We start from the raw sequence: 18,392 nt of genomic DNA on the forward strand, positions 1-18,392 counted from the left end.
CCACATTGTGCCGGAACTCCCGCCTGCCACCGCCGTCCGGTGGATCAGTGGTGGTACTGATGCACCACGGCGTGCCCCCGGCCCCGGCCGATCATCCAGCGGTTCACCGGCGTGGTGAACACGAAGGCGATGACGAGGGCCGCGGCGAGCGCGCCCCAGAACAGCACGTCCCCGAGGCCCGCATGCATCGCTCCCGGGATCACGACCACGGTCGCGTTGTCCAGGATCTCCATCACCACGATCGACACGGTGTCGGCGGCCAGCGCCACCCCGAACGCCGCCCGCACCGACAGCCCCGCCTTGAGGACGCCGCGCATCGTCAACGCGTACCCGAACACGAAGGCCAAGATGACCGCCGCGACGATCGTGGCCGCGTTCGACCAGCCGAAGGCCGTTCCGAGCACCATGCCGAGCACCTCGCCGATGGCGCAACCGGTCAGGCAGTGCAGGGTCGCCCGCGCCGCCGTCCCCCAGGAGACCGGACCGCCGTGGCCCTCGTGGTGGGCATGTCCGGCGTCCATGGCGCCGTGCTCGGGCGGCGCAGGGTGATGATCTCCATGGCCCTCCGCGACATGCTGATGAGATCCATGCTGGTCATGAGTGGTCACCGATACCTCCGTGATCCGGTCAACGATCACGGTCAGTATGTCCTACAAGGCGTAGGAGGTCGACGTGGCGCCATCTCTCGCCGCGCGGACTCAGTCGTCGCGCCCGGTGCCGCGGTCGGGAGCGGTCATGTCCCCCGTCGCGGGAGTGCCGTCGGCGAGCCCGTAGCGCAGGTACACGGTGCCCTTCGGGCTGGCCGCCGGCGGTTCGAGGAGCGTGACGTTCGCGGGCACCGCTCCCCCGTCGAACACCTTCTTCCCGACGCCGAGCAGGATCGGATGCACCCACAGGTCGAGACGGTCGAACAGCTTCTCGCGCAGGAGCGTCTGCACCAGGTTCAGGCTCCCGACGACCTTGACGTTCTCGTGCCGGTCGCGGATCTCGCGCACCGCGGCGGCCAGGTCCGGGCCGAGCTGCGAGGACCCGGCCCAGGAGAGGTCGGGCCTGCCGCGGGAGGCCACGTACTTGGGGACCCTGTTGAAGAGCGTGGCGATCTCGTTGTCCTGGCCGCCCTCCTGGTGCGGCCAGTAGGCGGCGAAGATGTCGTACGTCCGCCGGCCGAGCAGGAGCGCGTCCGTGCCCTCGTACGCGGCGCCCACCTGGGCCCCGGCGACGTCGTCCAGCAGGGGCGCCTGCCAGCCTCCGAACGGGAACCCCACCGGGTCCTCGTCGGGGCCGCCGGGCGACTGCCCGACCAGGTCGAGGGTCGCGAACATCTCGATGTGGATGAGGCCCATGCTTGCTCCCGCTGAGTCGGCTGTCTCGGTTGAGAGGTAGACCCGGGGAGACCGGCGGACTCATCGCGCCGACGCCACCAGCGCGGTTCATCGCCGCCGGGCTCGCAGAACCCCGGGATCCCCTCCTCAGCAATGCCCAATCCCATGAGCGACTCCCCAGGTCAGGCGCTCGCCGCAGTGTTCAAGGCGATCGCTCCGCTGTCGGTGCGGACGGTGATCGAGCGGGAGGCCGAGGCGTCCTTGGGGACGTCAGCGCGGACGTCGCCGCTGTCGGTAGTAGTGGTGACCTTGTACGGGGCGCGCGGGACGGTCACGTTCACCTCGCCGTTCTCGGTGGTCACGGCCACCTGCCGCGGCGCGGCGGCGAACGACAGGTCGACCTTTCCGCTTTGGGAGGTGGCCGAGAGCTGCGGTGCCCTGGTCGCGGTGGAGCGCAGTTCACCGTTCTCGGTGCGCAGGTCGAGCGGGCCGGTCGCACCGGCGACCCTGATCGCTCCGTTGGTGCTGCGGATGCGCAGCGCGGTCCCGAACCCGGTGGCCGAGATCCTTCCGTTCTCTCCCTGGATCTCGACCGTGAGGTCGCGGGGCACCAGCACCTGGTAGCGCACGGCGCAGCCGCCGACCAGGGTGCCGCAGTCGGTGGACAGGGTGAGCCGGTCGCCGGTGAGATCCCAGGTCGCGGCCGGCTTCCCGCCGATCAGCGCCCACCGGTCGAACCAGCGTGTCACCTGCACCTTCCCGACGTCGGCGGGCCGGATGTCCAGGTCGCCCCGGTCCTTGGCGATGGTGAGGCGGGAGCCGGCGGGGCCGAAGTCGCGCCGTTCGGGAGAGGCGTCGCCGGCCGAGGCCCCGCAGCCGGTGAGGGACGCGAGCAGGAGCGCTCCGGTGGCCGGGAGCGCGGAGCGGCGGAATGAGGGGATCAACGAGCCTCCGAACTCGATACTGAAAGTATTGAATACTTTCAGTATGCTACGGTCCGGTCATGACCGACAACCCAGGGCCCGCGCGGCGGGTCCCCCGCGCGGAAGTGCGGCGGCGGCTGCTGGCCGAGGCGGTGCGGGCGTTCACCGAACACGGCTACGCCGACGCCCGGATCGAGGACATCGCCCATGCCGCCGGCTTCACCAAGGGCGCCGTCTACTCCAACTTCGGTGGAAAGCAGGAGCTGTTCGGGGCCGTCCTCGACCAGGGGGCGCAGGACGAGCTGGCCGCCGTGACCGCCGAGATCGACGGCGCCGCCGACGCGGGTGCGGTGATCGAACGGGTCGCCGAGCTCATCGCCGACCGGATCACCGGGGACATCCAGCACGGCCGGCTCGGGCTGGAGTTCGCCGCCCGCGCCGCGCGCGACGAGCGGACCAGGGCCGTGCTGGCCCCGATGCGCCGCGCGCAGCGCGACGCCGCCGCCCGCTCCGTCGCCGAGGTGACCGAGCGCACCGGCACCGGTGCCGCCGTCCCGGCGGAGCTGGCCGGCCTGATCCTGCACTGCCTCACCAACGGCCTGGTCAACGAGCATCTCGCCGACCCCGAGACCGTCACCGCAGACGTGATCAAGCAGGCGTTCACCGCCGTGCTCGGCGCACTGCTCCCCCCGCCCGCGAACGCAGGATGACCCTCGTCCCCGCCGTCCTCACCCTGACCGGCAACCCCCGCCACGTGACGCCACTCCCCGGCGACACCGCGGGCACCCGGACGGAGCGCGTGTCCTGTCCCCCAGTCGGGGGCTAGGGGGCGGTCGTCACGGGAGCGGCGTCCGGGTTGGTTTCGCGGGAGCCTGGGGCGTCGGTCAGGCCGAGCCTGAGGTGCTCGACGTGGTAGAGGGCTTGGTCCAGAAGTTCGGCGACGTGGTCGTCGTACAGCGTGTACACGACCGACCGCCCCTTCCGCGTGCCCGTGACCAGGCCGAGGTTGCGCAGCAGCCTCAGCTGGTGGGAGCAGGCGGACTGCTCCATGCCGACCTCGGCCGCCAATTCCGTGGCCGGGAGCGGGCCCTCTCGGAGCCGGGCGAGGATCAGCAGCCTGGAGGGAGTGGCCAGGGCCTGCAGTGTGGTGGCCACCCTCGCGGCACCGGCCGCGTCCAGGCGTCCGCGCGGGACGCCGCCGGCCGATCGATCAGCTCCGTGGCCCATGCGGCCATCGTACGCCGCGCCATGCATACATGAACCAATGTTCATTCGTCCCCGCATGGCGGCTCCGCCGGTACCGCGTCCGCCGGCGAAGCCTCACCGGTGTGCGGGGCGGGCGGCGCGGCGCCAGGCGCCCTCGGTGAGCAGGCGCAGCCCGTTGAGGCCGACGATGACCGTGGAGCCCTCGTGCCCGGCGACGCCGAGGGGCAGCGGCAGGGTTCCGGCCAGGTCCCAGATCACCAGGCCCGTGATGACCACGGCGGCGATGGCCAGGTTCTGCACCACCAGCCGGCGCGCCCGCCGCGACAGGTCGACGACGGCGGGGACGGTGGCCAGTTCGTCGCGGACGATGACGGCGTCGGCGGTCTCCAGGGCCAGGTCGGATCCGGCGCGGCCCATGGCGATGCCGGTGTGCGCGGCGGCCAGCGCGGGAGCGTCGTTGACCCCGTCTCCGACGAGGAGCACGTTGCGGCCGGAGCGTTCCAGTTCCTGGACGGCGGCGACCTTGTCGTGCGGCAGCAGGCCCGCGCGGACGTCGCCGATGCCGGCCTGGTCGGCGAGGTGGGCGGCGGCACGCGGGTTGTCACCGGTGAGCAGGACCGGTGCGGTGCCGGTTAGGGCGGTCAGGGCGGTGACGGTGGCGGCGGCGTCGGACCGGAGCCGGTCGATGATGCCGAGTACGCCGATCGGGGCGCCATCGAGTTCGACCAGCACCGCGGTGCGGCCCTCTTCCTCCAACCGCTCGGCCATGACGAGCGCGGGGTGGGCGCCGCGTCCGCTCCGAAGCCGCGCCGGGCTGCCGACCTCGACCCGGTGGCCGTCGACGGTCGCAGTGACGCCGGCCCCGGGGGCGGAGGAGAAGTCGGCCGCGGCGGGCACGTCCAGACCGCGGGCGCGGGCGGCCTCGACGATGGCGCGGCCCAAGGGGTGCTCGCTGGGATGCTCCGCTCCCGCCGCCAGCCGCAACAGGGCGTCCTCGGTCAGGCCCGCGCCCCTGAGCGGGCGGATGTCGCTGACCTGCGGGACGCCTTCAGTGAGGGTGCCGGTCTTGTCCAGAGCCACCTGGTCGACCTGCCCGAGCCGCTCCATCACCACCGCCGACTTGACCAGCACGCCGTGCCGTCCGGCGTTGGCGATGGCCGACAGCAGCGACGGCATCGTGGCGAGCACCACCGCGCACGGCGACGCGACGATCATGAACGTCATCGCGCGCAGCAGCGCCCCGGTCGGGTCGGCGCCGAAGGCCAGCGGGACGGCGAACACCGCCAGCGTCGCCGCGACCATTCCCGCGCTGTAGCGCCGCTCGACCTTCTCGATGAACAGCTGGGTCGGCGCCTTGGTCTCGGACGCCTCCTCGACCAGCGCCACGATCCGGGCGATCACCGAGTCCGACGGATCGCGTTCGACCTTCACCCGGAGCGCACCGGTGCCGTTGAGGGTGCCGGCGAACACCTCGTCGCCGGACTGCTTGGCCACCGGCAGCGGCTCACCGGTGATGGTCGCCTGGTCGACCTCGCTCGCCCCGGAAAGGACGCGGCCGTCGGCGCCGACGCGCTCGCCGGGCCGCACGAGGATGGTCTCGCCGACGGCGAGCCGGTCGGTGGGGACGGTGTGCTCGGTGCCGTCGTCGTCCAGGCGGGTCGCGGTCGCGGGGGCCAGGTCGAGCAGGCCGCGGACCGAGTCGGCGGTGCGGGCGGTGGCGACCGCCTCCAAGGCGCCGGAGGTGGCGAAGATGACGATCAGCAGCGCCCCGTCCAGGACCTGCCCGATCGCCGCCGCGCCGAGGGCGGCCACCACCATCAGCAGGTCCACGTCCAGGGTCCTGCCCATGAGGGCCTTCAGCCCGGCCCAGCCGGGCTCCCACCCGCCGGTGACGTAGGTCGCGGCGAACAGCGCGCCCCACGCCCAGGCCGGGCCGTCGAGCAGGTACACCGGAAGCCCGGCCAGGAACAGCACCAGCGCGGCCGCCGCCCACCGGGCCTCGGGCAGCGCGAGCACCCGAGTGCGGCGGCGTGGCGCTCCGCCGGCCGGTACGCCGTCCCCGGCCGCGGCGCGAGCGGGGCCGGTCAACGTGGAAGACATTCGGTGGGTCCTTCGGGAGCCGTCGGTCGAAGGCCGGCCCCGCCCCGGGGCCCGCCTGATCCACCGTAGCAGGAATACATGAACAAGGATTCATACCTTCATGGACGTCCCGCGCGACCACCACGCGCGGCGGAGCGGAGATGCGGTAGTCTCCTGGCGTTTGTGAAGGGGAGTAGTCCTGCGAACCGGTCGTCGACATGCTGGAACCCGATGGTTCCCGGTGGCCGGGCCCGCCGCTGAGGCGGGCGGACGAGACCTTCGGTCCTTTGACGATGGCGCATGCGCGTCGTCGGAGGGTCGAGGTCGCGGGCTCCCCGGATTCCTGCCCTGATGTTCCTCGCCCCCCGGCACGCCTTGCGCGGGAAGGCTTGAGGTGACGGGTCGTGTGGCATTTCGTGCTGCTGATCGTGTGCGCGGTCGTGATCTACCTGTCGTGCGAGTGGTTCGTCAACGCGGTCGAGTGGCTGGGGCAGCGGCTCAACGTCGGGAAGATGGCGGTCGGCACGATCCTCGCCGCCTTCGGGACCGCGCTGCCGGAATCGGTGGTGACGCTGGTGGCGGTGACGACCGGCGGGACGGCCGAGGCCAAGGACATCGGCGTCGGCGCGGCGATGGGCGGGCCGCTCGCGCTGGCGACCGTCGCCTACGCGGTGACCGGCGTGGCGCTGCTGCTGCGCCGCCGCAGGCTGGCGGGCGCTGAGGCCGCCGCCGTCCCGGCCGGGGCCGCGGTCGGCGGGGCGCACGCGGGCACCGGCGGCGCCACCGCCGCGGGCCGCGGCGGTACGGGCGCCTCCGACGGGCACCGGGAGGTCCTGACCGGGCCGGGCGAGCTGGCGCGGCTGGTGAAGGACCAGCGCTGGTTCCTGGCGGTGTTCGTCGTCAAGGTCGCGCTGGGGTTGGTGGCGTTCGCGTTCAAGCCCGTCCTCGGCCTGGCGTTCTTCGCGGTGTACGCGGTGTACTTCTGGCGCGAGATGTCCGGCGGCTCGGCCGCGCCGCACGCGGTCGACCACGCCGCCGGCGAGACGGCACCCGGTGCGCAGGACGCCGTCGCCGACGACGAGGACGAGCTGGAGCCGCTGAAGCTCCAGCCGCGCCGGGAGGTTCCGGCGACCTGGGCCGTGGTGGCGCAGACGCTCGCCACGCTGGCGGTGATCTTCGTGTCGTCGCAGCTGTTCGTGCACCAGCTGGACGCGATCGGGCCGATGATCGGCCTGCCCGCGGCGGTGACCGCGCTGCTGCTGTCCCCGATCGCGACCGAGCTGCCGGAGATCATGAACGCGATCATCTGGGTGCGGCAGGGCAAGACGAGGCTGGCGCTGGCCAACATCTCCGGCGCGATGATGATCCAGGCGACCGTCCCCTCGGGACTGGGCCTGCTGTTCACCTCCTGGAAGTTCGACCACGCGCTGGCCTGGTCGGGGCTGATCACCATGGTCGCGATCGTGTACCTGCTGGCCACCATGCGCGCGCACCGGCTCACCCCGGCCCGCCTGGCCTTCGCCGGGGTGTTCTACCTGATCTTCGCCGGCGGCCTGGTGCTCATCCTGTCCTGACCCGCACCCGCCGGTGCCGCGTCGCGGCGCCCCTTGCGGACGGACGCCGCCGGACGGACCTTAGGAGGGAGACGCTCGGCACCATCGAGCAGACGGAGGGTCCGGTGCGCGCTTCCGAGAACGACGAGCCGTTCGCCATCGATCCCACCGGGCGCGACGTCCAAGGCGACGCCGCCCGGATACGGGCGCGCGGACCCGCGACGCGCATCGTCCTCCCCGGCGGCGTGGAGGCGTGGGCGGTCAGCAGTCCCCCGCTGCTGCGGCGACTGCTGACCGACGACCGCGTCTCCAAGGACGCCTACCTGCACTGGCCGCCCCTGCTCAACGGTGAGGTCGGCCCGGGATGGCAGCTGTTCGCCTGGGTCGCGGTGCGGAACATGCTCACCGCCTACGGCCCCGACCACCGGCGGCTGCGGCGGCTGATCTCCAGCGCGTTCACCGTGCACCGCACGGCCGCGCTGCGTCCCCGCATCGAGGCGATCGTCGCCGAGCTGCTCGACGACCTCGACTCCGTCGCCCCGGGCGAGGCGGTGGACCTGCGCGACCGCTACGCCTACCCGCTGCCGATCAGGGTGATCTGCGAGCTGTTCGGCGTCGAGGACCCGGACGCGCGGGACGAGATACGCCGCTGCGTCGACGCCTTCTTCCGCACCACGACCGGGGCGGAGGAGGCCGCCGCTGCGTTCCCGCGTATGCAGGAGATCCTGCGCGGCGTCGTCCGGGACAAGCGCACGCGTCCCGCGGACGACCTCTCCTCGGCCCTCATCGCGGCAAGGGACGAGGGCTCGCCGCTGTCGGAGGAGGAACTGGTCGACACGCTCGTCCTGTTCCTGAGCGCGGGGCACGAGACGACCGTCAACCTTCTCGACAACGCCGTCCACGCGATGCTCACCCGTCCCGAGCAGCTGGCCCTGGTCCGGGCAGGACACGCCACCTGGGGCGACGTCATCGAGGAGACGCTGCGGGCCGAGCCCCCGATCGCCAACCTGCCCCTGCGCTTCGCCGTCGAGGACATCGAACTGGAGGACGGCACCGCACTGCGCAAGGGCGATGCGATCCTCGCCTGCTACGCGGCGGCCGGCCGCGACCCGCACGCGCACGGCGACGACGCCGACCTCTTCGACGTCACCCGCGCCGACAAGGAGCACATGGCGTTCGGCTACGGCGTCCATTACTGCCTCGGCGCGCCGCTGGCCAGGCTGGAGGCGTCGATCGCGCTGCCCGCGCTGTTCAGCAGGTTCCCGGGGCTGGAGCTGGCCGTGCGGCCGAGCGAACTCCTCCCGCTGGACTCCTTCATCTCCAACGGCCACCGGACCCTGCCGGCCCGCCTCAAGGCGGCCACCTGACATCGCCCGGCACCGCCCCCACGCCACCGTGGGCCGCGGCGGCGTACCCCCCCCCGAGACCCTCGTCCGAGCCGCCATGCTCTCAGCCGGGGCCAGGACGGCCATCGAGGCGGCCTCGTCGCGACCGGCCGGCGATGATCGGCGTCTCGGAGAACCCTGCACGTTCCACGTGCCGTCGGCCGGCCAGGTGATCGGCCGACGGCACGGCCCCCCTCGGAACGGGTCAGGCGGAGGTGGCCCGGACCGCCTCGCGGATCAGGTCGGCCACGTCCTTGGGACGGGAGACCGCAACGGCGTGGGACCCACCGTCGACCTCGAGGACGGTCGCGCCCGCGCGCTTGGCGCCGAACCGCTCCACGTCCGGGTTGATCGCCTGGTCGGCGGCGGCGACGAGCGCCCAGGACGGCTTGGTCTTCCAGGCCGCGGCGGAGGCCTTCTCGGTGAAGGCGGCGGCGGCGAGCGGACGCTGCGCGACGGCGAGGACCCTGGTGACGTCGCCGGGGACGTCCGCGGCGAAGACCTCCGGGAACGCCTCGGGGGCGATCGTGAGCTCGACGGCCGGGTCGCCGCCTTCGACGGGGTAGGTCGCCTGCTTCAGGTTGGCGCCGAGCGGCGAGCCGGGGAAGCGGTCCTGCAGCTCGCCGAGGCTTTCGCCTTCTTCGAGCACATACGCGGCGACGTAGACCAGGCCGACGACGTTGCCGGTGGTACCCGCCACGGTGATGACCGCACCGCCGTAGGAGTGGCCGACCAGCACGACGGGGCCGTCGATCTGGGCGGCGACCGAGGCGACGTACGCGGCGTCGGAGGCGAGTCCGCGCAGCGGATTGGGCGGGGCGACCACCGGGATGCCGTCGCCCTGCAACTCGGCGATGACGCCGGACCAGCTCGCGGCGTCGGCGAACGCGCCGTGCACGAGCACGACGGTGGGAACGGCCTTCTCGGCCATGGGCGAACTCCTCTGAGGATCGATGGCGCAGAGCGCGGTAGGTGGGGGGTCGGTCAGGCGTGCAGGGATCGGTCAGGCGTGCAGGGCGTCGTGGAGGAACTCGCCGCCCTGCCGGGTGGCGGCCTTGGCGGCGTGCGTGTCGCGCATCGCGTTGACCATGACGAAGTCGTGGATGATGCCCTGGTAACGGACCGCCGTGGTCGGGACGCCGGCGGCGCGCAGCTTGGCGGCGTACGCTTCGCCCTCGTCGCGCAGCACGTCGGCCTCGGCCACGATGACGAGCGCCTGCGGGAGCCCGGCGAGCTCTTCCAGGCTCGCGCGCAGCGGCGAGGCGGTGATCTCGGCGCGCTGGGCGGGGTCGGTGGTGTACTGGTCCCAGAACCACTTCATGCCCTCGCGGTGCAGGAAGTAGCCGGTGGCGAACTCCTCGTAGGAGCCGGTGTCGAATCCGGCGTCGGTGACCGGGTAGAAGAGGAGCTGCGCGGCCAGGTCCGGGCCGCCCCGGCGCTTGGCGAGGATGGTGGTCGCGGCGGCCATGTTGCCGCCGACGGAGTCACCGGCCACCGCGATGCGGGCCGGGTCGAGGCCGTGCTCGGCACCGTGCCCCGCGATCCACTGCAGCGCCGCGTAGATCTCTTCGATCGCGGTCGGGTACTTCGCCTCCGGCGACAGGCTGTAGTTCACGAAGACCGTCGCGGCCTGGGCCCGGACGGTGAGTTCGCGGACGAGCCGGTCGTGGGTGTGGGCGTTGCCGAACACCCAGCCGGCGCCGTGGATGTAGAGGACCACGGGCAGGACGCCCCGGGCGCCGGCCGGACGGAGGATCCGGATGGAGACCTCGCCCGACGGGCCGCCGGGGATCGTGAGGTCCTGCACGTCGGCGGCCGGAACCGGGATGTCGCCGTCCTGGACGCCGTCGACGGCCTTGCGTCCTTCGGCGGGGTCCAGCTCGTAAAGGAAGGGCGGGTTCTTGGTGGCCTCGACGAAATCCTGAGCGGCCGGTTCGAGTACGGGTTCGTTGATCGTCATGAGTCCAGCTTCGGGCGCCGCCGCCGCTGAACACATCGGTCGGCCGACTGCTCTGCCGAAGTACTGACGGTGCCGGGTCTTACTTAAGTCGGGTCTACTTGAGTCGGTCGTGAGGGCGGTCCGACAGGGCTTCGGCGACGAAGGAACCGCCCTGCTTGATGGCGGCGTGCGCGGACGGGCTGGGCTCAAGGGCGGCCAGCGACACGAAGTCGTGCACCATGCCGAGGTAGCGGACGGACGTCACCGCGACGCCGGCGCGCCGCAGGTGACGCGCGTACTGCTCGGCCTCGTCGCGGACGATGTCCCCCTCCGCGGAAACGATCAGCGTGGGCGGCAGCCCGGCCAGATCGTCGGCGGTGGCGCGCGACGGCGCGGCGACCGGCTCGGCGAGCTCCCGTTCGCCGCCGCCGTACTGCCGCCAGTACCACTTCAGCGCCGCGCGCGTCAGCAGGTGCCCCTCGGCGAACTGCTCCTGGGAGTCGCTGTCGCACCGCGGGTCGGTCATCGCGTAGTACAGCAGCTGGGCGCGCAGCCGCGGTCCGCCGCGCCGCTTGGCCAGCATCGCCAGCGCGGTCGCCATGGTGGCGCCGGCGCAGTCGCCGGCGACCGCGATCCGGTCGCCCCGCAGGGCCAGTTCACCGGCATTCCGGGCGGCCCACTCCAGCACCGCATAGCACTCCTCGATGGCGACGGGGTAACGCGCCTCGGGGGTGCGGGTGTACTCGGGGACCACGAACGCTGCGCCGCTGACCTTGACCAGCGCACTGATCAGCCGCCAGTGCGTGTGCGCGTCCCCCAGCATCCACCGGCCGCCATGCAGGTAGAGCACGGCGGGCAGCGGGCCGGGGACGGCGGCCGGGCGGAAGATCCACAGACCGGTCAGCCCGGACGGCCCGACCGGCGCGGCATGGAAGGCGGCCTCCACGCGGGGGTCGTCGGGCGCGTTCCCCTGCGACTCCAGCAGGGCGAGGCGCCCGTCGACGGGGCCGATCTGGTGCAGGTAGGGCGGTGCCGCCGACGCGTCGAGGAGGCTGCGCACGAGGGGGTCCGGGACGAACGGCGGCCGGGCACGGCCGCATCCGCCCGCCGGCGGTGTTCGTCCACTCATCCGCACCTGGCCATTGATGTGAGAGGAATCGCTCGGGCCGGTCCACTGTAGTGGCCGCCGACCGTCACGTGTCCGGTCGGTTTCCGCCGCATCATCGGCCGAGGGATGCTCAGCCCTCGACGAGGTCGCGCAGCTGGTGGCGGTTGCTGACCCCCAGCTTGGGATACGCCTGGTACAGATGCGAGCCGATGGTGCGCGGAGAGAGGGTCAGCAGCCGGGCGATCTCGCGGTTGCTCATCCCCTTGGCGGCCAGGCGGACGATCTGTTGCTGCTGCGCGGTCAGGACGCCCAGCGGATCCGCCACGCCGCCGCCACCATGGGACGCTCGCGGACCGTGCGGAGACGAAACGCCGCTCGCCCGCAGCTCGGCGGTCGCCTGCCCGGCCGCCGCGTGCGCCCCGAGCCGGGTGAAGGTGTCCGCGGCCGCGGCCAGCAGCGGGCGGGCGTCCAAGGGGCGGCGCTTGCGGCGCAGCCACTGCGCGTAGTGCAGCCGGGCCCGGCCCCGATCCAACGGCCACTGCTGCGCGGCGGGGTCGATGACCGCGAGACGGAAATGCCGCTCGGCACGCGGCGAGTCGTCCACCAGGGCCTCGGCGTGGTGCAGCAGCAGCCCCGTTCGCTTCGTCGGATCCGGCCCCGCCCCCGCTCGCACCGCCTCCAGCAGCGGGACGATCTCCTGTTGCCGTCCCGTCCGCCGCGCGACCGCCATCAGGTCCGCGATCGACCGCGCCGACAGGACGTGGTGCAGCGGGGTGCCGTTCTCGTCGAAGAGGCCGCGCAGATGGCGGAACGCCTCGTCGAGGTCGCCCGCCGCCTCGGCCTGTACGGCGGCGGCCCGTAGCAAGTGCGCGTGGGTCGCCCGGTTCTCGTCCAGGTCGATCGCCGTCCAGAGCGAGCCGGGCAGCGCGAACGGACGGCCGCGGAGCCCGGCGAGCGTCGCGCGCAGGGCGGCGGTGTCGATCTCCACGTGGGCGAGTCCGTGCACCGCCGCGATGGACGCCGCCTCCTCCAGCGCGGCATCGGCCTCGGCCCATCGGCCGGTGTCGATCAGGGACGCAGCCAGCGGGATCAGGTGGTTCGCCGCCGCCCCCTCCGCACCGGCTGGGCGCAGGACGTCCAGGGCCTGCCGCAGGGAGTCGGCGCACAGCCCCGGCTCGTCGGCGTACCAGGCGACCGTGCCCGTGGCCAGCAACCGGACGGCGTACGCGGGGTCGTCCGGCTGCGGTGCGTCCGGGCGCCGGGGCCGCCTGAGCAGCGCGGGGGCCACGGCCGGGTCGGCCGTGGCGAGGACCGCGTCACTGACCGCGTCGCAGGCGTCGTCGTCCATGGTCGACCGCAGCAGCGACGCGCCGGGCTCGATCCGGACGTCGCGCAGGAGACGCCTCAGGGGCCGCCGTGCCTCCGGCAGGCCGGACTGGTGCGCGACCGCGCCGAGCACCGAGACCAGGGCGAGCCGGGTCCGGCCGTCCGCCGGCGGGGTGTGTTCCAGCGTGGTGAGCAGCAGCCGGAGCGCCTCGCGCTGGCGGGCGGACAGCGACAGCGCCAGCGCGGAGCCGCCGGCCGCGATCCCGAGCAGGTCGGGGTCGCGGGTCAGGGGCACGATCCTGGCGGCCAGTTCGCGGACCCAGGTGCGGTCCCCGGCCATGTCGGCCGCGTGCAGCGCCCTGGCGTACCGGCGGGCCCGGTCCGCCGGGTCCGGGCTGAGCTCGGCCGCGCGCTGCAGCGTCCGCGCCGCGGCGCCCCATCCGGCGCCGCGTCCGGCCTGGCCGGCGGAATCCTCCAGGGCCGCGGCGACCGGCTCGTCGGGGCCGACGCAGGCGCCGGCCCGGTGCCAGGCGCGCCGCTCGGGGGCGTCGGCGAGCGCTCCGGCGAGGTCGCGGTGCGCCTCCTGGCGGAGCTGAGCGGCCGGTTGCCAGTAGGCCGCCGCGCGGACCAGCGGATGGTGGAAGTCCACCCGGTCCGCGGAGACGGCAATCAGGCCCGCCTCCTCGGCGGGCCGCCAGACCCCGAGGTCGGAGCCGTACCCGGCGGCGCGCATCACCGTCGCCAGGTCCTCCTGCTCGCCGGCGGCGGCGTACAGGAGCGCCCGCCGCGTGGCCGGCGGCAGCGCCCGCAGCCGGCCGGCGTAGACCTCCCGTGTCCACGAGCCGCCGGCCGCCGGACCGTCGCCGGGGCCGGGACGGTCGCGGCCGGCGGCCCGGCACAACTCGATGATCGCCAGTGGATTGCCGCGGGCCTGCCGGAGGAGCTCCAGGCGGGCCCGGCCGGTCGGCGGCAGCGGCTGGGCGTCCAGCAGTCGCGCGGCGTCCTGCTCGCCGAGCGGCCCCAGCCCGAGGAGGGGCAGCTCGGTGAACACCTGGTGCAGGTCCGCATGGCCGCGCGCGGCCACCAGGATCGACACGCTCGCGCCGACGAGGCGGCGCAGGGCGAACCCGAGCACGTCCGCCGAGTCGCGGTCCAGATGCTGGGCGTCATCGATGACGAGCGCGACGGGCTGCCGTGCCGAGACGTCGCCGAGCAGTGTCAGCACCGCGACGCGCAGGTGCATCGGATCCGGTGGCCGCATCGCGGGCGTCATCCCGAAGACCGTCTCCAGCGTCGCCCGCAGATGCTCCGGCAGGACGTCCATGCGCGGGAACAGCGGGAACAGGAGCTGGTGCAGGCAGGCGAAGGAGTACGGCGACTCGGCCTCGCTCCCCCAGGCGCGCAGGACGAGGACGCCCGTCCGCTTCAGGTGCTCGGTCGCGGCGGCGAGCAGCGCGCTCTTGCCGATGCCCGCTTCACCGAGCACGAGCAGCCCGCGCGGGCCGCCGGTGTCCGGCCCGCCCGCCGCGAGGGCGCGCGTCAGCTCCGCACGGCGGCCGAGCAGGGACGACTCCCCCGGCCGGACGGCCCCCGTGCCTCCGGACCCGGCTTCGCGGGGATCGGCGGCCCGTTCCGTCCTGTCCACGGCACTCCCTCCTCGTCTGTCGCGCACCTCCCGGATCGGGCGTTGTCCGCGATCGTGTCTCTCTCAAAGTCTGGTTTCCGAGCGGGGCAGGGCGCCCCTCTCCGTGGGCCACGAATGCAGGCGCGTCACGAAGGCGCGCCGCATGGCCTCGTAGCTGCCGTATCCCGCGACGCCGGCGGTCTCCGTCACCGTGCGGCCGGCCTCCAGGCTGTCCCGCGCCACGGAGAAGCGCACGAAGGCGACGTACTCGGCGGGCGAGCTCTCCAGTTCCGAGCGGAAAAGCCGGGTCAGGTGCCGGACGCTGATCCCGGCGTGGGCGGCGAGTTCCCGCACGGTGTAGAGATGAGCGGGGTCGGCCCAGATCAGGTCCGCGACGGCACGGACGACGGGGCCGCGCGAGGTCGACGCCGGCGGCGACGCCGGCAGAGGTGTAGACGTTGCCGTCACGGACGAAGATGGAGTCGGGTTCCACCAGGACGTCGGGATGCCGCCGAGCCAGGTCCTTGGTGAACTTCCAGTGCGTCGTCGCCCGCCTGCCGTCCAGGAACCCCGGTTCCGCCAGGACGAAGGCCCCGCTGCAGATCGACGTCAGGCGCCGGGCGCCGGCGGCGAGGGTCCGGGCGGCCGCGAGCACCTCCGGCGTGCAGAAGGCGTCGGCCGGGAGTTCGCTGCCGGGGATGATGACCGTGTCGAACCGCCCGGCGTCCCCGGCCGCGCACCGCACGCCGACGCGCGCGCCGATCGAGGTGGTGACGTCCCGCCCATCGGGTGACACGAGTACGACGTCGTAGGCCGACAGGGACTGGTCGGCCTCGACGAAGACCTCCGCCGGTCCGGCGAGGTCGAGCATCTTGATTCCGTCGAAGACCAGGAAGCCGATACGTCGCCGCGCGGCCGGTGATTGTCGGCTCATGGCAGGTCAGGTTATGGAGTAACGGCTCCAAAATCAATTTCGCCGACGATGACCGGATCGTGACCGGGGGTGCCCTTGGGTAGCATGCCCCCATGGCACGTCCCCGACGGTTCGACGAACCGGCCCTGCTCGACGCGGCGACGGACCTGTTCTGGAGCAACGGGTTCGATCGCACGTCCGTGGACGACGTCTCCGCCGCGACAGGCGTCGGCAACGGCAGCATCTACGCCGCCTACGGCAGCAAGAAGGGCTTGTTCCTCCGGCTGTTCGAGCGGTACTGCGAGCAGCGGGCCGAGTTCGTGTGCGAGGCCGTGAAGGCGCCCGGATCGGTCGCGTCCGCGGTGAGCGCGTACTTCGAGGCGGTCATCGCCGACTGCGCCGCCCAGCCCGGCCGCCGCGGCTGCCTGATGATCAACAGCATGGCCCAGCTCGGCACCCGTGTCCCCGAGGTCGTCGCGATCACGCGCCGGACGACCGAGCGGATGGAGTCCGGCGTCGCCGCCCGGATCCGCGCGGCGGCCTCCCGCCCCGGCCCGGCCGACGAGGAGATCGAGGTTCTCGCGGCTCACATCGTGCTGGTCTCGCAGGGACTGATCCAGCTCAGCCGTCAGGGCGTCTCCGCCGAGCGGCTGCGTGCCATTGCCGAGACCTCCCGCGCCGGCCTGCCGTCCTACTGCGCCGCATAGGATGCCGCAGGCCCGGCGACCGCGTCGGGCGCCGACTCCCGCCGCCGGCCCCTGGGAGAGCGCATCGAGCCCTGGGAAGCGGCGCGGCCGGGAACGTCCGACCCGAACGCTAGGGTGCGTCCTCATGAACACACGTCACGCCGGCCCCGATGAGACGATCCGGGCATGAGCCGGTACCGGGGGCCCGCCACCCTGATCAACAGCGGCGGCATCGAGACCGAGGTCTACGTCGATCTGCGCGCCAAGCAGCGGGAGTGGTCCGGAACCGCGACCATCGCCGACTTCGACGCCGACGACGCCCACGACCGGACGCTGAGACTTCCGGACGGCCGCGAGGCGCAGGTCACGCTCGGCGGTTCGGAAGCCTGGTCCGACGTCATCACCCTGGTCGGAAGCGGTCCGCCGCCCTTCGCCTGAGGTAAGGTCCGGGTGCGCGCGCGGCGCGGCCGGCGGCGCCGCTATGCCGACTCGCCGTTCACCGGGGTGAACATGCGGAGGCAGAACGCCGTGATGCGGCGGATGTCGCGGTCCGTGGGCTGATTCCGCTCCAGAGATAGCCGCCGAGCCTGCCGAAGGTCGCATAGGCGGCCAGCGAGGCGTCGAAGCCGGGATCGGCGCTGCCGAGTTCGGACAGCGGTCCGGCGGGGCGGTCGCTGGGAGTCGGGGCCGCCGAGCCGCTCACCTCGCTCACCGCCCGCGTTCCAGAGCACGGCACGCGTGGTCGCAGCGCTCGGCTCGCCCGAAGGAATGGCGGGCTTCGATCGGCTGCTGCGGGGCGAACTCACCGTTCCGGTGGTCGGGCACCGCGGTCGGCGGCGGCCTCGAACTGCTGCTCGGCTGCGACGTCATCGTGGCCGCCGAGAAACCGCAGAACTCGGCCTGGTCAACGCGGTCATGCCGAAGGCGCCGCGCCCTTCATGGAAAAGCGCGAGCCCGTGTGGAAGGGCCGGTGAACCGCCGCCCGCACCTGGAAGCCCGCAGGCCGCTGACGTGATCGGTGTCAGTCGAGGGCGGCCGGGTCGCGGGCGGGGGTCAGGTGAGGGGTTGGTCGAGTCGGTGTTGGAGGAGGGACTGCTGGGCGGGGTTGCGGGTCTGCGCCAAGGCCTGCTGGTCGGCGGCTCGGGCGGCGTTGTCGTCGCCGACGGCGCGCAGCAGTTCGGCGCGGGTGGCGTGGTAGAGCGGGTAGCGCTCCAGGATGCGCAGGTCGGTCGCGGACAGGGCGTTGAGGGCGGCCAGTGCGTTGGACGGGCCGCCGCGAGGCGGCGGGGCGTGGTGGACGGCGATGGCGCGGTGCAGGCGGTGGACCGGGGACGGCGCCAGCGCGAGGAGGATGTCGTAGAGCACCAGGATCTGGGCCCAGTCGGTGTCGTCCCAGGTGCGGGCTTCGGCGTGGCAGGCGACGATCGCGGCCTGCACCTGGTGGGGGCCGGGGCGCTTGGCGGTGGCGGCGCGTTCCAGCAGGCCGATGGCCTCGCCGATGGCGGCGTGGTCCCAGCGGCTCCGGTCCTGGTCGCGGAGCGGGACGAGGTCGCCGGCGGGGGTGAAGCGGGCGGCGGAGCGGGCCTGGTGGAGGCGGATGAGGGCGAGCAGGCCGAGGACCTCGGGCTGCTTGGGCATGAGCCAGGCGAGCTGGGCGGCGAGCCATTCGGCGTCGTCCGCCAGGTGGGCGGCCCGGGGCCGGTCGCCGGCGCTGGTCAGGTAGCCCTCGTTGAACAGCAGGTAGACCACGGTCAGCACCTGGTCGAGCCGGCCGGGCAGTTCGGTGTCGCCGGGGATCCGGTAGGGGATGCCGGCGGCGGCGATCTTGCGTTTGGCGCGGGAGATGCGCTGGGCGACGGCGGATTCGCCGACCACGAGCGCGGCGGCGATCTGGGCGGTGGTCAGGCCGCACACGGTCCGGAGCGTGAGCGCGATCTGCGCCTCCCGGGGCAGCGCGGGATGGCAGCAGGTGAAGATCAGCTTCAGCCGGTCGTCGGGGTCGGGCTGCGGCGGCCAGTCCAGCCGGGCGAGCTTGTCGCGGTAGTTCGCCTGGCGGCGCAGCACGTCGATGCCGCGCCGCCGCGCGACCGTCAGAAGCCATGCGTCGGGACGGTCGGGGACGCCCTCGGCGGGCCAGCGGCGCAGCGCGGTCTCCACCGCGTCGGCGACGACGTCCTCGGCGGCGGCGAAGTCGCCCAGCACCCGCACCAGGCAGGCCGTGAGCCGGCCCGCGTGCTCGCGCACCACGCGGGCCAGCTCACCGTGCACATCGCCGCGCACATCGCCGTGCGCGGGGCGGGGCGGGTCGGGACGGTGGTCGGGCACGGC

16 protein-coding genes and 1 pseudogene are annotated in these 18,392 nt (G+C 73.4%); 5 read left to right on the forward strand and 12 right to left on the reverse strand.

From position 1 onward, the window contains the following. Window positions 1–44: 44 nt before the first annotated feature. The 3 genes from ABT299_RS00680 to ABT299_RS00690 all read right to left on the reverse strand — a co-directional run bounded on the left by ABT299_RS00680 (window position 45) and on the right by ABT299_RS00690 (window position 2,266). Window positions 45–521 (reverse strand): DUF4396 domain-containing protein, encoded by a 477-nt coding sequence (locus ABT299_RS00680; protein WP_190851841.1) that lies wholly within the window; start codon window positions 519–521, stop codon window positions 45–47. A gap of 177 nt (window positions 522–698) precedes the next feature. After that, window positions 699–1,343 (reverse strand): dihydrofolate reductase family protein, encoded by a 645-nt coding sequence (locus ABT299_RS00685; protein WP_500249288.1) that lies wholly within the window; start codon window positions 1,341–1,343, stop codon window positions 699–701. A 161-nt stretch (window positions 1,344–1,504) separates the two neighbouring features. Then, window positions 1,505–2,266, reverse strand: coding sequence for a DUF4097 family beta strand repeat-containing protein (locus ABT299_RS00690; RefSeq protein ID WP_500249289.1), 762 nt, complete (start codon window positions 2,264–2,266; stop codon window positions 1,505–1,507). 59 nt (window positions 2,267–2,325) lie between these two features. Here ABT299_RS00690 and ABT299_RS00695 point away from each other — a divergent pair, with 59 nt between their 5' ends. Then, window positions 2,326–2,955 (forward strand): TetR/AcrR family transcriptional regulator, encoded by a 630-nt coding sequence (locus ABT299_RS00695; protein WP_500249290.1) that lies wholly within the window; start codon window positions 2,326–2,328, stop codon window positions 2,953–2,955. A gap of 112 nt (window positions 2,956–3,067) precedes the next feature. Here ABT299_RS00695 and ABT299_RS00700 read toward each other — a convergent pair whose 3' ends face one another. Both ABT299_RS00700 and ABT299_RS00705 read right to left on the reverse strand, forming a co-directional pair. After that, on the reverse strand, window positions 3,068–3,472 hold the full coding sequence (locus ABT299_RS00700) for an ArsR/SmtB family transcription factor (RefSeq protein ID WP_500249291.1): 405 nt from the start codon (window positions 3,470–3,472) through the stop codon (window positions 3,068–3,070). A gap of 93 nt (window positions 3,473–3,565) precedes the next feature. After that, window positions 3,566–5,551, reverse strand: a complete 1,986-nt coding sequence (locus ABT299_RS00705; RefSeq protein ID WP_500249292.1) for a heavy metal translocating P-type ATPase — start codon at window positions 5,549–5,551, stop codon at window positions 3,566–3,568. A 383-nt stretch (window positions 5,552–5,934) separates the two neighbouring features. Between ABT299_RS00705 and ABT299_RS00710 the strand changes: the two genes are divergently transcribed. Then, window positions 5,935–7,104 carry a sodium:calcium antiporter gene (locus ABT299_RS00710; protein WP_500249293.1) on the forward strand — a complete coding sequence of 390 codons (1,170 nt, stop codon included), beginning with the start codon at window positions 5,935–5,937 and terminating at the stop codon, window positions 7,102–7,104. A gap of 104 nt (window positions 7,105–7,208) precedes the next feature. After that, window positions 7,209–8,450 carry a cytochrome P450 family protein gene (locus ABT299_RS00715; protein ID WP_500249294.1) on the forward strand — a complete coding sequence of 414 codons (1,242 nt, stop codon included), beginning with the start codon at window positions 7,209–7,211 and terminating at the stop codon, window positions 8,448–8,450. 223 nt (window positions 8,451–8,673) lie between these two features. Here the strand turns inward: ABT299_RS00715 and ABT299_RS00720 are convergent, their stop codons facing one another. From ABT299_RS00720 to ABT299_RS00745, 6 genes and pseudogenes are all read right to left on the reverse strand, one after another. Next, on the reverse strand, window positions 8,674–9,399 hold the full coding sequence (locus ABT299_RS00720; protein WP_387020224.1) for an alpha/beta fold hydrolase: 726 nt from the start codon (window positions 9,397–9,399) through the stop codon (window positions 8,674–8,676). A 72-nt stretch (window positions 9,400–9,471) separates the two neighbouring features. Next, window positions 9,472–10,428, reverse strand: coding sequence for an alpha/beta hydrolase (locus tag ABT299_RS00725; protein WP_500249295.1), 957 nt, complete (start codon window positions 10,426–10,428; stop codon window positions 9,472–9,474). A 94-nt stretch (window positions 10,429–10,522) separates the two neighbouring features. After that, on the reverse strand, window positions 10,523–11,536 hold the full coding sequence (locus ABT299_RS00730) for an alpha/beta hydrolase (RefSeq protein WP_500249296.1): 1,014 nt from the start codon (window positions 11,534–11,536) through the stop codon (window positions 10,523–10,525). Window positions 11,537–11,645: 109 nt separating this feature from the next. Then, on the reverse strand, window positions 11,646–14,486 hold the full coding sequence (locus ABT299_RS00735; RefSeq protein ID WP_500249297.1) for an AAA family ATPase: 2,841 nt from the start codon (window positions 14,484–14,486) through the stop codon (window positions 11,646–11,648). A 63-nt stretch (window positions 14,487–14,549) separates the two neighbouring features. After that, the gene (locus ABT299_RS00740; RefSeq protein ID WP_500249298.1) at window positions 14,550–14,933 is read right to left on the reverse strand and encodes a helix-turn-helix domain-containing protein; all 384 of its coding nucleotides are present in this window, start codon (window positions 14,931–14,933) and stop codon (window positions 14,550–14,552) included. Window positions 14,934–14,940: 7 nt separating this feature from the next. Beyond that, window positions 14,941–15,399: pseudogene (locus ABT299_RS00745) on the reverse strand (DJ-1/PfpI family protein); the annotation flags it as partial. 92 nt (window positions 15,400–15,491) lie between these two features. Here ABT299_RS00745 and ABT299_RS00750 point away from each other — a divergent pair. Both ABT299_RS00750 and ABT299_RS00755 read left to right on the forward strand, forming a co-directional pair. Then, window positions 15,492–16,085 (forward strand): TetR/AcrR family transcriptional regulator, encoded by a 594-nt coding sequence (locus ABT299_RS00750; RefSeq protein WP_190851819.1) that lies wholly within the window; start codon window positions 15,492–15,494, stop codon window positions 16,083–16,085. Between the two features lie 165 nt (window positions 16,086–16,250). Continuing rightward, window positions 16,251–16,502 carry a DUF4873 domain-containing protein gene (locus ABT299_RS00755; RefSeq protein ID WP_433236898.1) on the forward strand — a complete coding sequence of 84 codons (252 nt, stop codon included), beginning with the start codon at window positions 16,251–16,253 and terminating at the stop codon, window positions 16,500–16,502. A 615-nt stretch (window positions 16,503–17,117) separates the two neighbouring features. On the opposite strand, the gene ABT299_RS00760 is transcribed toward ABT299_RS00755, so the two are convergent. Beyond that, window positions 17,118–18,389, reverse strand: coding sequence for an RNA polymerase sigma factor (locus ABT299_RS00760; RefSeq protein WP_500249299.1), 1,272 nt, complete (start codon window positions 18,387–18,389; stop codon window positions 17,118–17,120). Between the last annotated feature and the right edge of the window lie 3 nt (window positions 18,390–18,392).

This window comes from Spirillospora sp. NPDC000708 (assembly GCF_040299565.1).
Taxonomy (GTDB): domain Bacteria; phylum Actinomycetota; class Actinomycetes; order Streptosporangiales; family Streptosporangiaceae; genus Spirillospora.

Excerpts from the sequence above, each read along its gene's own strand:
- ABT299_RS00680 (WP_190851841.1), bottom strand. The coding sequence starts at position 521 with ATGGACGCCGGACATGCCCACCACGAGGGCCACGGCGGTCCGGTCTCC.
- ABT299_RS00685 (WP_500249288.1), bottom strand. The coding sequence starts at position 1,343 with ATGGGCCTCATCCACATCGAGATGTTCGCGACCCTCGACCTGGTCGGG.
- ABT299_RS00695 (WP_500249290.1), top strand. The coding sequence starts at position 2,326 with ATGACCGACAACCCAGGGCCCGCGCGGCGGGTCCCCCGCGCGGAAGTG.
- ABT299_RS00700 (WP_500249291.1), bottom strand. The coding sequence starts at position 3,472 with ATGGGCCACGGAGCTGATCGATCGGCCGGCGGCGTCCCGCGCGGACGC.
- ABT299_RS00705 (WP_500249292.1), bottom strand. The coding sequence starts at position 5,551 with ATGTCTTCCACGTTGACCGGCCCCGCTCGCGCCGCGGCCGGGGACGGC.
- ABT299_RS00720 (WP_387020224.1), bottom strand. The coding sequence starts at position 9,399 with ATGGCCGAGAAGGCCGTTCCCACCGTCGTGCTCGTGCACGGCGCGTTC.
- ABT299_RS00725 (WP_500249295.1), bottom strand. The coding sequence starts at position 10,428 with ATGACGATCAACGAACCCGTACTCGAACCGGCCGCTCAGGATTTCGTC.
- ABT299_RS00730 (WP_500249296.1), bottom strand. The coding sequence starts at position 11,536 with ATGAGTGGACGAACACCGCCGGCGGGCGGATGCGGCCGTGCCCGGCCG.
- ABT299_RS00750 (WP_190851819.1), top strand. The coding sequence starts at position 15,492 with ATGGCACGTCCCCGACGGTTCGACGAACCGGCCCTGCTCGACGCGGCG.
- ABT299_RS00755 (WP_433236898.1), top strand. The coding sequence starts at position 16,251 with ATGAGCCGGTACCGGGGGCCCGCCACCCTGATCAACAGCGGCGGCATC.